This is a genomic window from Pontibacter ramchanderi, from assembly GCF_002846395.1.
Taxonomy (GTDB): Bacteria; Bacteroidota; Bacteroidia; order Cytophagales; family Hymenobacteraceae; genus Pontibacter; species Pontibacter ramchanderi.
Window position 1 is genome coordinate 45494 of sequence record NZ_PJMU01000006.1, and the last position, 13428, is coordinate 58921.

The 13428-nt window shown below is 50.5% G+C and carries 16 protein-coding genes; 2 read left to right on the forward strand and 14 right to left on the reverse strand.

Going from position 1 to position 13428, the window contains the following annotated elements:
- Positions 1-359: 359 nt before the first annotated feature.
- The 3 genes from menD to BD749_RS18965 all read right to left on the reverse strand — a co-directional run bounded on the left by menD (position 360) and on the right by BD749_RS18965 (position 3920).
- The gene (menD, locus tag BD749_RS18955) at positions 360-2057 is read right to left on the reverse strand and encodes a 2-succinyl-5-enolpyruvyl-6-hydroxy-3-cyclohexene-1-carboxylic-acid synthase (protein WP_101447451.1); all 1698 of its coding nucleotides are present in this window, start codon (positions 2055-2057) and stop codon (positions 360-362) included.
- Between the two features lie 237 nt (positions 2058-2294).
- Positions 2295-3506 carry an isochorismate synthase gene (locus BD749_RS18960; protein ID WP_245869453.1) on the reverse strand — a complete coding sequence of 404 codons (1212 nt, stop codon included), beginning with the start codon at positions 3504-3506 and terminating at the stop codon, positions 2295-2297.
- Positions 3507-3509: 3 nt separating this feature from the next.
- Positions 3510-3920: a hotdog fold thioesterase gene (locus BD749_RS18965; RefSeq protein WP_101447453.1), complete on the reverse strand. Its 411-nt coding sequence runs from the start codon at positions 3918-3920 to the stop codon at positions 3510-3512.
- 66 nt (positions 3921-3986) lie between these two features.
- Between BD749_RS18965 and BD749_RS18970 the strand changes: the two genes are divergently transcribed.
- Positions 3987-4613: a histidine phosphatase family protein gene (locus tag BD749_RS18970; protein WP_101447455.1), complete on the forward strand. Its 627-nt coding sequence runs from the start codon at positions 3987-3989 to the stop codon at positions 4611-4613.
- Between the two features lie 109 nt (positions 4614-4722).
- Positions 4723-6447 carry a pyruvate dehydrogenase complex dihydrolipoamide acetyltransferase gene (locus BD749_RS18975; protein WP_101447457.1) on the forward strand — a complete coding sequence of 575 codons (1725 nt, stop codon included), beginning with the start codon at positions 4723-4725 and terminating at the stop codon, positions 6445-6447.
- 118 nt (positions 6448-6565) lie between these two features.
- Here BD749_RS18975 and rclC read toward each other — a convergent pair whose 3' ends face one another.
- From rclC to BD749_RS19030, 11 genes are all read right to left on the reverse strand, one after another.
- Entirely contained in the window at positions 6566-7198 is a 633-nt protein-coding gene (gene rclC / locus BD749_RS18980) for a reactive chlorine resistance membrane protein RclC (protein WP_101447459.1), read from the reverse strand.
- 71 nt (positions 7199-7269) lie between these two features.
- Positions 7270-8100 carry an AraC family transcriptional regulator gene (locus tag BD749_RS18985; RefSeq protein WP_101447461.1) on the reverse strand — a complete coding sequence of 277 codons (831 nt, stop codon included), beginning with the start codon at positions 8098-8100 and terminating at the stop codon, positions 7270-7272.
- A 41-nt stretch (positions 8101-8141) separates the two neighbouring features.
- Complete coding sequence (locus BD749_RS18990; RefSeq protein ID WP_101447463.1) at positions 8142-8702, reverse strand: sugar O-acetyltransferase; 561 nt, start codon at positions 8700-8702, stop codon at positions 8142-8144.
- Between the two features lie 30 nt (positions 8703-8732).
- Positions 8733-9062, reverse strand: a complete 330-nt coding sequence (locus BD749_RS18995; protein WP_101447465.1) for a DUF1801 domain-containing protein — start codon at positions 9060-9062, stop codon at positions 8733-8735.
- 10 nt (positions 9063-9072) lie between these two features.
- The gene (locus BD749_RS19000) at positions 9073-9840 is read right to left on the reverse strand and encodes a hypothetical protein (RefSeq protein ID WP_180336467.1); all 768 of its coding nucleotides are present in this window, start codon (positions 9838-9840) and stop codon (positions 9073-9075) included.
- An 84-nt stretch (positions 9841-9924) separates the two neighbouring features.
- The gene (locus tag BD749_RS19005) at positions 9925-10515 is read right to left on the reverse strand and encodes a Crp/Fnr family transcriptional regulator (RefSeq protein WP_245869455.1); all 591 of its coding nucleotides are present in this window, start codon (positions 10513-10515) and stop codon (positions 9925-9927) included.
- Between the two features lie 55 nt (positions 10516-10570).
- Complete coding sequence (locus BD749_RS19010; RefSeq protein ID WP_101447467.1) at positions 10571-11692, reverse strand: Fic family protein; 1122 nt, start codon at positions 11690-11692, stop codon at positions 10571-10573.
- Positions 11693-11901: 209 nt separating this feature from the next.
- The gene (locus tag BD749_RS19015; protein WP_101447469.1) at positions 11902-12207 is read right to left on the reverse strand and encodes a helix-turn-helix domain-containing protein; all 306 of its coding nucleotides are present in this window, start codon (positions 12205-12207) and stop codon (positions 11902-11904) included.
- Positions 12191-12457: a type II toxin-antitoxin system RelE/ParE family toxin gene (locus BD749_RS19020; RefSeq protein WP_394341673.1), complete on the reverse strand. Its 267-nt coding sequence runs from the start codon at positions 12455-12457 to the stop codon at positions 12191-12193. The genes BD749_RS19015 and BD749_RS19020 overlap by 17 nt, the downstream gene beginning before the upstream one ends.
- 232 nt (positions 12458-12689) lie before the next feature.
- On the reverse strand, positions 12690-13013 hold the full coding sequence (locus BD749_RS19025) for a type II toxin-antitoxin system PemK/MazF family toxin (protein WP_026236237.1): 324 nt from the start codon (positions 13011-13013) through the stop codon (positions 12690-12692).
- Entirely contained in the window at positions 13004-13249 is a 246-nt protein-coding gene (locus tag BD749_RS19030) for an AbrB/MazE/SpoVT family DNA-binding domain-containing protein (RefSeq protein WP_018477466.1), read from the reverse strand. The genes BD749_RS19025 and BD749_RS19030 overlap by 10 nt, the downstream gene beginning before the upstream one ends.
- Positions 13250-13428: the final 179 nt, after the last annotated feature.

The window sequence follows — 13428 nt, forward strand, 5'->3', positions numbered from 1 at the left end:
GACTTATACCGGGAACTGGTAATGCCTCATACCCCTCTCTTGAGAGGGGCGGGGGTGTGTTGAATTAGTAGGAGCCTAAACCCCAAAAACTACGGAGCTATACCTGTAGAGTAAGCATCAGCAGAAAAGTACCCCGTGGGCATAGGGACCCTCGATAAAAAAAGGGACGAGGGGATGTAATCATGAATAGGTATACAGCAAACTCAGCGCTTAATCTGAGCATCAGTAATTACAGATTCCCTGCCTGGGAGTAGGGGCCTCTTTCGACAAGATCCTTTCTGGATGATAAATAAAAGAAAGAGTGAGTATCTTAGTTACTGAAATAAAGTGCAGGCTCAGACAAATGCAAACGCTATACCTTACAAGGCTTTCAAAAGTGTCTGCTTATAGGCGGCGAACTCGGCGGCGTTGGCTTTGCTGTCAGTGAAGATTTCCAGTATTCCTGCGCCGGCATCGGGGGCAAAAAAAGCTGGGAGCACCTGCTCCAGTTCGGTTAAGGACTGGCAGGAAGTATAGTTCAGTCCGAAGTCTAAGGCTGTGTGGCGGGCATCGAGCTGCTGCCTTGTTTCGAAGAACTCATCTAATTCCGGTTGCCGTTTCGGGCCGTCGATAAGTCTGAAAATGCCACCCGCGTGGTTGTTAATGATCACGATGCGCAGGTTGGCGGGCAGGTAATTGTGCCATAGGCCGTTGCGGTCGTAGAAAAAGGCCATGTCGCCGGTCAGGAGCGTAGTGATGCGCTTGCTACTGAGGGCGCAGCCGACCGTGGTGCTGGTACTGCCATCGATGCCGCTTGTGCCACGGTTGGCGTATACCTGCACCTCCTGCTCGGGCCGTAGGGCCAGAATATTGGCATAGCGCACGGCCATGCTATTGGCCAGGTGCAGGTTGCTTTGCTGCGGCAGCGTGTTGAGCAGGCGGCTAATGGCAGTCAACTCGCTGTAGGGGGCTTTGGTGGTGAAGTCTTTCAGGAAACTTCCCGCTTTCTGCTCTATACTTGTCCATGCCTGGATGTAACCCGAATCTTCGCGGGTGCTGCCGGCCATGCTCCGGAAGAAGCTGACAGGCGTGCAGCGGATGATGCGTGTGAGCGACTGAAAGGTGTCAGCCACTTGCCCGGCGGGTTGAATGTGCCAGTGTGCCTTCGGCTTGTACTGGCGCAGGTATAGCTTCAGGCTTTTAGAGATGACTGATTTGCCAAAAGTGATCAGCAGGTCGGGTTGGAGAGAGGCCATCTTCTCCGGATCAGGGCAGGCCAGGATGGCATCCTGGTGGCGAACAACACCGGCCAGTTGTTGTGTGTTGCTGATGATATCGCCTATCGCCACAGCACCAGTCGAACCCATGAATGTCTGGAGTGCCAGTAACAGTTTTGGATCATGGTATCCTTGACCAGCCACAATAAGCACGCGCTTAAAAAAAAGCATTTCCTGCTCCAGTTTCAGGGACTGCATCGGGTTCAGGTCAAACGCGCTGTGGTCTTCTTCAATCACTTTCACCTCTGCATCGAACTGCAGTTCTTCGTCCTGCGCCGGGTAAAATGGCTCGCGAAGGGGCACGTTGATGTGCACCGGTCCGGCAGGGGAGGCCACCGCTTCGTTCAGCGCCTCCGATACCAATCGCTCGGTCTGCCACACCGCATCGGGGTGCTCCAATGACACCGGAAAGTCGAAGCTGCGTTTGATATGCTGCCCATATACCTGCTGCTGCCGGATGGTTTGCCCATCAAGCTGGTCGATCCACTCCGGCGGGCGGTCGGCGGTGAGCACAAGCAAGGGCACCTGTGCGAAGAAGGCCTCTGCCACAGCCGGCGCATAATTCAAGGATGCCGTTCCTGAGGTGCACACCAGCACAGTTGGCCTGCCGGTTGTCTGCGCCATGCCCAGTGCTATGAAAGCGGCGGCCCGTTCGTCACTCACTGTGCGTACCGTCAGTTTGGGGTGGCGGGCAAAAGCGATCGTCAGGGGTGCACAGCGCGAACCTGGCGAAAGCACCACATTTTCCACCCCCTTGCGGGCGCATATCTCAGCAATATTGACAACGGGCTGTAGGAGCATATTGAGTGATTTTAGATTGAGTGATTGAGTGAGTTAGTGGTTGAGTGAATTGTTAAATTGTTGATGGTTGAATTGTTAGATCAATCATTGAGTTCAAGGGGATATTCAGTCGAATGTGGACTTAGTTAGGCTATATTATTTTTATCTAAACTACTCGTTTAAAATAATCAAACACTCACCTCTCCATTCACTAATTCAAAAACCACTCAACCACTCAATCACTCATTCACTCAATGCTTAAAACTCCGATAGGATTTTAAGCATTGTTTGGAGTTTGTGCTTTGTTTCCTGCCATTCCTTTTCAGGGGAGGAGTCGCCGGTGATGCCCGCACCTGCGTATAGTACGGCTTCGTGCTGCAATAGCTGCATACAGCGCAGGTTCACAAACTGGTATGAGCCATCCGAGCTGTTAACCGGGCCTAAAAAACCGCTGTAGTAGCTGCGGTTGTAGCCTTCGTGGTTGAGGATGAAGCGCAGAGCAGGTTCTTTGGGAAGTCCGCAAACGGCCGAGGTGGGGTGCAGGAGCCGGAGCATGTCGGTGCCCAGGGTCGGGAAGTCCACTTCCTTCAGGTCTACCTTAAAATCAGTGCGCAGGTGCATCAGGTTGCCGGCAATGACGGTGCGCGGACCCACCTCGGAGTACTCGCGCAGGCGGAGTTTTTTGAAACAACTAAGCACATAGCGCTCCACCATCCCTTGTTCCTCTATTTCCTTCTGTCGCCAGATGGCATTGGCCGTGGAGCCGTCTTCGCAGAGGGGCTGGGTGCCGGCCAGCGCTACGGTCTTGAAGATCTGTTGCTGGTCCACGCTCACCAGTATCTCCGGCGATGCGCCCATCCAGGTGCCTATTCCAGGTATAGCCACCAACGACACAAACGCGTTGGGGTAGGCCTGGAGCATTTTCTCGAAGGCATTGATCAGGCTAAACGCTGATGGCAGTGGCGTGGTGTTGATACGCGAAAGTACGACCTTCTCCATCGCCTCGGCCCGTATCGCATCCACAGCCAGGCTCACTGCGGCGGTAAAGGTCTCTTCGTTCCGACCCTTGAAATGATCGGTGTGGACAGGTATAGGCCAGGCTGCAGAGGTTCGGGTTTCAGGCTGGTCCAGCGCCGCGGTAAAGGAATTCACTAAAGCTTCCGGAGCATCGGCAGCAGGGAGTAACTGTTTGGTGTGCGAACTGTAGTGCAGGTCGGCTTTGAGGAATATATGCGGCTCGTCGCCATCGGTAACAAAGGGGCAGAACAAAAAACCGGCCGGGCTCGTCTCCAGCGCAGGTATAGCCGACATTTTTTGGGGCGCAAAAGAGATACAGGCCTGCACCTCGGTCTGCAAGGGCAGGCGCCAAAGGGCAATAGCCTGCTGCTGATGCAGGGCTGTCGTCAAGATTTGTTCCAGGGTATAGCTTTTCGCGCTTTCTCCTCCCATACCGGCTGCCTCATGTCCCATACCTTATTTCTTATCAATTACAGCCACGGTCATGCGGCTCAGGCACACAACATCGCCCGTTTCGGACGTAATTCTGATTTCCCATACCTGCGTGCTGCGGCCCTGGTGCAGGGCGCGGGCCTCGCCGTATACCCAGCCTTCGCGCACGCTCCGGATGTGGTTGGCGTTGATCTCCAGGCCCACGCAAGCTTTCTGGTTCAGATCTACGGAAAGGGCGGCGCCTATGCTGCCGAGTGTTTCGGCCAGGGCTACGGAAGCACCACCGTGCAGCAGGCCCATCGGCTGGTGCGTACGCTTGTCAACGGGCATTCTGGCGGCCAAAACGCCATCCTTGAAAGAGGTTATTTCGATGCCAAGGTGCTCCACCATCGTGTTTTTGCTCCACTCCTGCAGCTTTTCTAACGTAGAATCCATTTTGTATAGGCTTTGAATGCTAACTTCGCATTCTAGTATTTGTAAAGAGGCAAAAGTAAGTCAATTTTGAGTATTAAGAAAATATACCTGATCCGCCACGGGCAAACCGATTTTAACCTGCAGGGCATTGTGCAGGGCAGCGGTGTGGATGCGCCGCTCAACGAACTGGGCCGCAGACAGGCCGACGCATTTTTCCAGAAATACCAGCACATCCCTTTCGACAAGGTATATACCTCTACCCTGCAACGGGCCATGCAGTCGGTTCAGGGTTTTACCGACAAAGGTATACCGCACGAACGCCACGCCGGGCTAAACGAGATCAACTGGGGAACAAGGGAAGGCACCCGTATCACGCCGGAAGAAGACGCCTACTACCACCGTATGCTACAATCGTGGACCGAGGGTGAAACCAGCCTATGCATAGAAGGAGGGGAGAGCCCGGAATTGGTGGCTGCCCGGCAGAAACCCGTGATCGATTTGATCCTGAGCCGGCCCGAGGAGGAAAACGTGCTCATTTGCATGCATGGCCGCGCCATGCGCATCCTGTTGAGCCAGCTGCTGCGGTACCCGCTGCGCTGCATGGACCAGTTCGAGCACCAGAACCTTTGCCTTTACCAGCTCGACTACACAGGCACTATGTTCAGTGTGAAGAAGTACTGCGACGTGGCCCATTTGCAGGAGGTGCAGGTATAATTTGGGCTTCAGAACAAATTAGGGAGTATAGTTTGAATAAAATATTTTTAGGTCTAATTTTGGGCTTTATCCAATAGACGAAACAGGCGAACAAACAAGACGATAAATTATGGCTGAAGTGATACGAATGCCGAAGATGAGCGACACGATGACGGAGGGGGTGATTGCATCTTGGCTTAAGAAAGTAGGTGACAAGGTAAGCGCCGGCGATATTCTGGCCGAGGTGGAAACCGACAAGGCTACCATGGAGCTGGAATCATACGAAGATGGCACGCTGCTGCACATTGGTCCTAAAAAAGGCGATTCGGTACCTATTGATGCTGTAATAGCGATCATCGGCAAAGAAGGCGAGGACATTTCCGGTTTGCTGGGCGATGCAGGCGCAAAGCCAGCCGCTAAAGCTGAGCCGAAAGAGGAGGTAAAGGAAGCCCCTAAACAGGAAGAGAAGAAGGAAGCGGCGCCTGCCAAAGCGGATACCCCTGCTGCCAAAACTACTGTGGATACATCCAACATCAAGGCCAGCGTGATCCGGATGCCGAAGATGAGCGATACCATGACCGAAGGCGTGCTGGTGTCGTGGTTGAAGAAAGTGGGCGACAAAGTGAGCTCTGGCGACGTGCTGGCCGAAGTGGAGACCGATAAGGCAACCATGGAACTGGAGTCGTACGAAGACGGCACGTTGCTTTACACGGGCGTAAACGCAGGCGATTCTGTTGCCATTGATGCCATCATTGCCATCATCGGCGACAAAGATGCTGACTACAAAGCCCTGCTAGATGCAGAGGGTGGGGTGGAAAGCCGCTCACGCGAAGAGAACGCACAGTCTGATGAAAACGTAGAAGCCCGCACCGAGGAAACGACAGAAGAGAAAGTACAGGATACAAAAGTACCGGCCGGCGAAACCGAGCAGGTGGCCGCCGAAGGAAACGGACGCATCAAGGCTTCTCCGCTTGCCAAAAAAGTAGCCAAAGAAAAAGGCATCAAGCTTAACCAGCTCAAAGGATCGGGCGAGGGTGGACGTATTGTGCTGCGCGACGTGGAGAACTTCACACCGTCTGCCGCTGCACCGCAAAAAGCAGCTGCCCCTGCAACTGCTCCAGCTTCAGCGCCAGCTGCAACTCCTGCACCACAAGCTGCACCAGCTGCTACTACAGACGCCTACGAAGAAGTAACCGTGTCGCAAATGCGCAAAGTGATTGCCCGCCGTCTGGCAGAAAGCAAATTCTCCGCTCCGCACTTCTACCTGACCATGGAAATCGACATGGACAAGGCGATCGAGTCCCGTACTTCGATCAACGAGGTGTCTCCGGTGAAGGTGTCGTTCAACGACCTGGTGATCAAGGCGGCCGCTGCGGCACTTCGTCAGCACCCTGCCGTGAACTCTTCCTGGCTGGGCGACAAGATCCGTTACAACAAGCAGATCAACATCGGCGTGGCTGTGGCAGTAGAAGAAGGCCTCCTGGTACCAGTAGTACGCAACGCAGACAGCAAGTCGCTCTCTGCGATTGCCTCTGAGGTGAAAGACCTGGGCGGCAAAGCCAAGAACAAGAAGCTGCAGCCGTCTGACTGGGAAGGCAACACCTTCACGATCTCTAACCTGGGCATGTTCGGCATCGAAGAATTCACTGCCATCATCAATCCACCAGATGCCTGCATCATGGCCGTAGGTGCTATCAAGCAGACGCCAGTGGTGAAGAATGGCAATATCCAGATCGGTAACGTGATGAAAGTAACGCTTTCCTGCGACCACCGCGTAGTAGACGGTGCTGTTGGTTCTGCTTTCCTGCAGACCTTCAAGAGCATGCTGGAAAACCCGCTGCGCATCCTGGTATAGGTTTTTGACAAAAGAGCTTTTGACAAAGGACAAAAGCACCTGGAAGTATAAAAATGACAAAGGGCCTCTTCGGAAACGGAGAGGCCCTTTTGTTATGTCAGGTATAGCAGCGTTGAAGTTACTCCACCGGCTGCGCTACCTGTTGCCGCTGTGCAGGCGCAGTAGCGGGGTGTGCAGCACCTTGTTGCTTCAGCACTCTGCTGGCTGCATCAGAAGCCACGACTAGCCCACCAGCCATCATGATGATGTCTTTGAGCACGAGTCGGCCAGCGCCGGACAGGTATGGGAAGCCATGATCGGGACCGCCCAGGTCGGGCACATATACTTCGGGCGTCGTGATGAGGAAAGAGAGGGTTACGACCGACATACCGACCGTAAGCAAGCCGCCCAGCAGCCCGATCTTGGCGTTGTAGATGCCGAGCAGCGTGAGCAGGCCAATGGAGATGATGACGGCGCCCAGGGCATAGGAGAAAATGTAGGTGCCGTTTTCCTGGTGCCAGGCAATGTTTTTTGGGACAACCTCACCCTCTTTGTTCTTGTACTGCTGGTATTCGGGCGCATCCTTGGTGTAGAAGAAGCTCATGAACGGGCTGTTGACTACAAAGGGCACAATGCCATCCGCTTCGTACTGGAAAGCTTTCAGGCCGCCGATCCAGGCCATGACAATGAAAATGGAGATTCGGATAAAATGCACAAAATAGCGTTGCGCGTTCGCCAAGGCTTCGAGTAGTTGCTGTACGTTGTCGTTCATTCGTTCTGTATCGTATTGGTGACGATACAAAACTAAAGCCTTCTAAAGCGCGGGAAAATGGACGGATCGGGCTATCTCATGGACAAATCCGCCACTACCGAGATGCCAACTTTCTCTCTGAAATGGGTAGGAGAGATGCCGGTGTGCTTCTTGAAGTATCGGCTGAAATAATGCTCGTCCTCAAAATAGAGCGCGGCCGCCACTTCTTTGATGCTCTTATGTGTGAGGTGCAGCTGCTTCTTGGCTTCCAGTATGACGCGGTCCTGTATCAGTTGGGAGGGTGACTTGCCAAAATGCTTTTTAACTTTCCGGGCGAAAACACTTTGAGAGAAGGCCATCTGCTCTGCGTAGAAAGGTGTGTTGCGCTGCGTCAGGTAATGCTGCTCTACCAGCTCCCGGAACTGCTCTATGGGATGAAGTGTGCTGTCAGCTTCCAGCTGTTGCTCCCGCTTCTTGATTCTGCTCGCAATAGCCAAAATCAGCTGCAGGTAGCTCCGCAGGACCGGCTCCGAATGTGGTTCCTTTTGACTTAGCTCCATCCGAATCTTCTCAAAGATCGAGGCGATCTCATCATCTGCCAATCTGATAAAAGGCTGCTTGTAAATGTTGTTGAACAGCAGGCCGTTGCAGGCGACTTCATTCTTGTGGTACTCGATGCAGTAAAAATCTCCATGGAAGATCAGCTGGTCTACCTCAAAGTCTGTGTCGGCGCTGATGCTCAGATGCTGATAGGGGGAGGTGAAGAGCGCGATTTTCCCATCAAAAGCATAGTCGGTGAAGTCAACGCTGAGCGTGCCGCTGCCCTCCAGCAACAGAATGTTGTAAAACTCGGAGGAGTAAGACCGGGCAAATGCACTGCTGGGGTACTTCTGCAACTGAAACATGTCCTGATAAGCTTCCATATGCAATCGGGTAACAGAAGCTAAAGATAGCACCACCGGCGCTACTTGTCCAAATGCCGGATCACATGGCAAGGATTGCCCGCGGCAAATACATCGGACGGAATGTCTTTAGTAACCACACTGCCGGCCCCGATCACACTGCGGTCGCCAATGGTGACGCCAGGGCAGATCACCGCGCTGCCGCCTATCCAGACGTCCTCGCCAATGCTGATCGGCTTGGCGTACTCCACACCGGAGGCCCGTACTTTGTGATCCATCGGGTGGGTGGCGGTGTATACCTGCACATTAGGCCCAAACAGGGTGCGGCTGCCGATGCGGACCTCCATCACGTCGAGCACCACGCAGTTGAAATTAAAAAATACTTTTTCCCCTAGGATCATGTTGTAGCCGTAGTCGCAGTAGAAAGGGGGCTGCAGCCAGAGTTCTTCCCCTGCATTCGGGATCAGGGCTTTCAGGATACGGCTGCGTTCCTCCACCTGGTCTTCGCGGCTGTCGTTGAGTTCTTTCAGAAGCAGGCGTGTCTGCAGGCGCTCGTCGCTCAGTTGCTTGTCCAGTGGGTTGTACAGTTCGCCAGCCAGCATTTTCTCTTTCTCGCTCATCATAGGCAGGTATACGACGGTAGCTGCTTTTGGCTATACCGAAGCCGCTTTGAACCAATCGCTCAAAAGCTCCCGATCTATTTCCAGCACGTTTTTGATTTTGATGTGGCGCATGTCCTTGCCGGTGCCCTCCAGTAAGCCTTTTGGGTCGTTGAGTTTATCGAACTGGAAGAAGCCCAGGGTAACATAAGCCTTGGCAGTTTTGAGGTAGGCAAAGTCTTTGTTGGCGCGGAACACCGGACGGCCCCATTTAAATTCTTCGGTTAAGCCAGACACGGTGTCATGCACGAGCTGCCTCAGGGCTTCCAGAGTCTCTTTGTGCTTCCCGGATGTGTTGATGTAGTCGGTTACTTGTGGGTGCATGTGGTGGTATTTAAATTTCAGGACTGTGACCAGGTGGGAAATATGCCTTTCCCCTTTGATGGTTCTGCTTATCTGACTCTAAAGTAGATAAAAATTTACTATTCCTTCCATAGGCCTTCCACAGTTGTCGCAGGGAAATCAGGTGTGCAAAATAGGCAATGGGCACGACCACAGCAGGCAACCAGATAAATGGAAAAAGCAGCACTGCCACATTCGGTTGCTCAAAAGCAAACTGCTGCACAGGGGAGGGAGCCGAGAGGATGCCGTTGCTCACCGTAAAGAGCAGTATACCGAACGTGATCACATTCCATAGGAACAGCAATTTCGAGCGCCACTTGTTACGCACAAATACGATGTAGTATACCAGCGGTGCCGTTATACCTGACAGGATATCAAAATTCCTGCCCTGAAAGGTCATCAACTCAGGCGTAAGCTGGTGCAGGAACAGCCCATACAAAACAAGCTCTACCGGTATGCGCAAGGTCTGCAATAGGGTGAGCGTTTTCAGATCGAAGGCGTCGAGCCATGCTCTGCCTTGCTTAGTGCTGAACAGTGCTACGAGGCAGAGCAGCGGGGGCAGTACTGCCACCAGAAAGCGGGGAGGCAGTGCGTCCGGTGCCTCAAAGAAGCCCGTCCATGCCAGTGTGCCTGTTAGCGCCAGCCAAGCAAACATGATAAATAAGAGCCTTCGTGAAGAGGAGGCCTTTACAAAAAGATAAATGGCAGCGAGTACGGTGAGTACAAAGGTGCTGTGAATGTACAGTGGTAATGTTTCCATGGCTTATCGTTTTTTACAATAAAATAAACGCATGGCTCCATCAATCTACTTGCCATATGACAAGAAGTGGGGGAGGAGGAAAAATTACTTGTGCTGCTTGCTGAGTTCGCGCCTGATCCGGCTTAAGGAGGTGTCGGTGATGCCCAGGTAAGAGGCAATGTGTTTCAGCGGGGCCTGCAGCAGGATCTCGGGGTTCGACTGCAGGAGCATCGCGTAACGGGCCTCAGCCGTTTCCTTGATCATGGACTGCATACGAAGTTTGAGCGCAGCAAAGCCTTTCACTAAAATCCCCCTGCCAACTTCTCTAAATTCAGGTATGCTGTGAAACAGGATGTTCAGGTCGTTGAATGAAATGACCCAGCCCTTGCAGGGGGAAAGCACCTGAATGCTCTCTTTCGAAGGCGTGTGCATGAAGAAGGAGGCCACATCAAACACAGGCTGCCCGGCATCATAAAAAGCGGTGGTAACTTCGTTGCCTGCCGTATCGAGGGAATAAGCGCGCATGAAACCGCTTTCCAGCAGCATGTATTCCTGACTGGTCTTTCCTTCGAGCAGGAAGTAATCGTATTTGTCGATCAGCTTTTCATGAAAATGACTGGCAATCATGTCCAGCTTTTCAGGCTGGGTAACACCCACCTGAAAAAAACGCCTCACAAATGCCTTTTCGTTATCCATAGGGGAGCTAGTGGAGTTGCTTTTACGGAGTTTTAACGGTTCTGCTATGGCGCGTTTATGTACTATAGCTGGTGTTGTGCTTAAGAGTTTCTACCTTATTCTCCAGCACTTCCATTAATCGCTTGTTTAGGTAAAGTTTTTCCTTACCTACCTTAGTCGCTTTTAAAAAGCCTTCCTGCTCAAGCGCTATTAGGTAATTGCCGACTGTCTTTGGTGTTCCCATATTCGCGTCGATCAGAAACTGGCGTTTCGTATACGGTAGCCTGAATAATATTTCTATTAACTCTTTCGAGTATACTTTGGGGAGTTTCTCTCTTATTTCTTCCGAAGTGGCCTCCATGACAGCCATGATCTCCTCCAACTTCATTAATCCGCTAATGGCTGTTTTTTCTACCATGTCCAGCATGTAGAGAATCCAGCCCTCCCAGTCTCCTGCTTCTGTGACATCTTTTAGCTTCTGGTAATAAGCCGACTTGTTCCGGATAATATACTCACTCAAGTATAATGCAGGCACATCTAACAGTTTCTCCATTTTCAGGTAGAGTAGAAGCAGGATTCTCCCTGTACGTCCGTTGCCATCTATGAACGGGTGTATAGCCTCGAACTGGTAGTGCATTATGGCCATTTTAATGAGCGGGTCCAAGGTACTTTCCTCGTTAATAAAGCGCTCCAGGTTAGCCAGTTTCTCGCGTATTACTGCTTCGCCCGACGGCGGCGTATAGATCACTTCGCCCTCCGTGTTGGATAAAGTTGTACCTGGAGTAGTCCTGATACCCGATGTGTTCTGCTTGATGCATTGCATGATCTCTACACAAAGGTTCGTTGTGATGAATGGCCGCCCTTCGAGCTTTTCCAAGCCGTACCACAACGCCTCCTTATAGCTTATCACCTCTTTTGCTGCCGTGGATTCATGCCTCTTTTCAGCCACGGCTGATTTATAGAGGTCATCATTGGTGGTAATGATGTTCTCTATTTCAGAGCTTGCCTTGGCTTCCTGCAGATGAATCGTGTCCAGGAAAAGACTTGGATTTGGCAGGTTGATGATAGCGCCGTTCAACTGCGCTAAAGCCCTGCTTGCCTTAACGGTCTTTCGCATGACTTCCTTTGTTTCCAGGTCTATTTCCGGAGGAAGCAGGGGTAAATCATTGTAAGGTTTTTCTCTGTGAAATGGAGCCATAACGAGGATAACAGTTACGCTTGTTTTAAAAACAAAGGTAAAAATAGTAATTTATTACACTTGTTTTCTATTCAGAGGTAATTATTACTCTTGTAGGTTCATTTCATACATTGCATGAAGTACAACGGTACTCGTGCAGCCGAAGCCCTAGCGGAGCGAGGGTTAAGGATGCACTGGGTTATGAGCGGTTTTGCTTCTTTCTTCCAGGACTATAATTTGATTGAAAGCTCTAGATGTCCTCCTAAACCCAGCTCGATGATTTTTTTTAAGGTCGATAAACGCACTTCTTTGATATTATTTTCAATTTTGGAGATATAGGATTTAGAAGTTCCAATTTTTGCCGCTAACTCTTCTTGAGTTAAACCTTTCTCTATTCTGGCTTCATGAATTAAAGCGCCAATTTTGAAGTTTTCGTATCCTTCTTCCAATTCGTCGCGCTTCTTAGTTCCTACTTTACCGTAGTGCTTATCTTTAAACTGGTCGAGTGTCAAGGTGTTATTATTTCTCGCTTTCATATTCTCTTTTGATTTTTAATGCTCTTTCAATTTCTTTCTTCGGCGTCTTTTGGGTTTTCTTCTGGAAGCCATTTGCCAGAACGACTAATTTACCTTCATCGAAAAAACAGAAAATCCGAAAAATATCACTTCCATGTTGTACCCGGACCTCAAAGAGCCCGTCAGTATTTTCTATATGCTTGAGATAGGTTTCAGGCACCCTTTCAAGTTCTTCGATTAAGTCAAGAGTCCAGATAATTTTATCTTTCACCTTATCCCTTTGCTTTAAAAAGAACTCTTGAAAGTAGTCTTTGTAGAAAATTATACTCCGATGATTTCTTTTATTATTCACGAAGCAAAGATACAGAAAGTTGCCCTAAAGTGAAACTTTATTAAAACAACAATACATAATTTGAAATCACATATAACGGATTTGTGCAGCCGAAGCCCTAAGCATAGCGAAGGGTTACGGCTGCACCGTGTTACCTATGGTGGTTTTTTTATTAGTCCACAAAAGTTTCTTTTATCACACTTTTGCAGGAAGCTACTTCTGAGGGGTTCAGGTTTCCTAACACTTTAACAATGCGGACTTTATCAATAGTCCGTATCTGGTCAATCACTACCCACCCCACTTGGTTGTTGTGCTTCACTTTCACACGGGTAGGATAGTTACGGCTCTTGGTGGTCATCGGCGCGATGACCACTGTTCTTAGGTTATGATTAATCTCATCAGGGGATATCACGACACATGGCCTTGTTTTCTGAATTTCACTTCCTACAGTAGGGTCCAGATTCACCAGGACTATTTCATATTGACTTATTTCCATTCGTCAAAGCTTTCATCGCCAAACACATCATCGAGTAAAAGCTGGTCATCACCGTTCTCGTGCATTTTCCTGAAAGCCTTGTCCCAGCCTTTCCTTGGCTGCTCAACTGGCTTTAGGATAATCTGCCCCTTTTCCAGTATTAGCTCAACTTTATCCTTGATGTTATACCTGTCTAGAATAGACTTAGTCAACCGTAGTCCCTTGGAATTTCCTATTTGAATGATTGATACTTCCATAGCACTTTTTTATTTAATGTAATTACAAAGTTATTACATTAACGCTTATTTACAAGACAAAGTTCTATAGATTACTATGATAGGTAACGGATTAGTACAGGCAATGAGTGAGGCTGAGCCGAACATTCTGCCTGTGCTATGTTGGGTTCAGACGTTTTCCTACACTCAACTTATTGCGC

What these genes read in the sequence shown, in the direction of transcription:
- BD749_RS19030 (WP_018477466.1), bottom strand. Translation starts at nt 13,249, where the DNA reads ATGGAAGTATCAATCATTCAAATAGGAAATTCCAAGGGACTACGGTTG.
- BD749_RS18965 (WP_101447453.1), bottom strand. Translation starts at nt 3,920, where the DNA reads ATGGATTCTACGTTAGAAAAGCTGCAGGAGTGGAGCAAAAACACGATG.
- BD749_RS18985 (WP_101447461.1), bottom strand. Translation starts at nt 8,100, where the DNA reads ATGGAAGCTTATCAGGACATGTTTCAGTTGCAGAAGTACCCCAGCAGT.
- BD749_RS19005 (WP_245869455.1), bottom strand. Translation starts at nt 10,515, where the DNA reads ATGGATAACGAAAAGGCATTTGTGAGGCGTTTTTTTCAGGTGGGTGTT.
- BD749_RS19000 (WP_180336467.1), bottom strand. Translation starts at nt 9,840, where the DNA reads ATGGAAACATTACCACTGTACATTCACAGCACCTTTGTACTCACCGTA.
- BD749_RS18995 (WP_101447465.1), bottom strand. Translation starts at nt 9,062, where the DNA reads ATGCACCCACAAGTAACCGACTACATCAACACATCCGGGAAGCACAAA.
- menD (WP_101447451.1), bottom strand. Translation starts at nt 2,057, where the DNA reads ATGCTCCTACAGCCCGTTGTCAATATTGCTGAGATATGCGCCCGCAAG.
- BD749_RS18975 (WP_101447457.1), top strand. Translation starts at nt 4,723, where the DNA reads ATGGCTGAAGTGATACGAATGCCGAAGATGAGCGACACGATGACGGAG.
- BD749_RS19010 (WP_101447467.1), bottom strand. Translation starts at nt 11,692, where the DNA reads ATGGCTCCATTTCACAGAGAAAAACCTTACAATGATTTACCCCTGCTT.
- BD749_RS19015 (WP_101447469.1), bottom strand. Translation starts at nt 12,207, where the DNA reads ATGAAAGCGAGAAATAATAACACCTTGACACTCGACCAGTTTAAAGAT.
- BD749_RS18960 (WP_245869453.1), bottom strand. Translation starts at nt 3,506, where the DNA reads ATGGGACATGAGGCAGCCGGTATGGGAGGAGAAAGCGCGAAAAGCTAT.
- rclC (WP_101447459.1), bottom strand. Translation starts at nt 7,198, where the DNA reads ATGAACGACAACGTACAGCAACTACTCGAAGCCTTGGCGAACGCGCAA.
- BD749_RS19025 (WP_026236237.1), bottom strand. Translation starts at nt 13,013, where the DNA reads ATGGAAATAAGTCAATATGAAATAGTCCTGGTGAATCTGGACCCTACT.
- BD749_RS18990 (WP_101447463.1), bottom strand. Translation starts at nt 8,702, where the DNA reads ATGATGAGCGAGAAAGAGAAAATGCTGGCTGGCGAACTGTACAACCCA.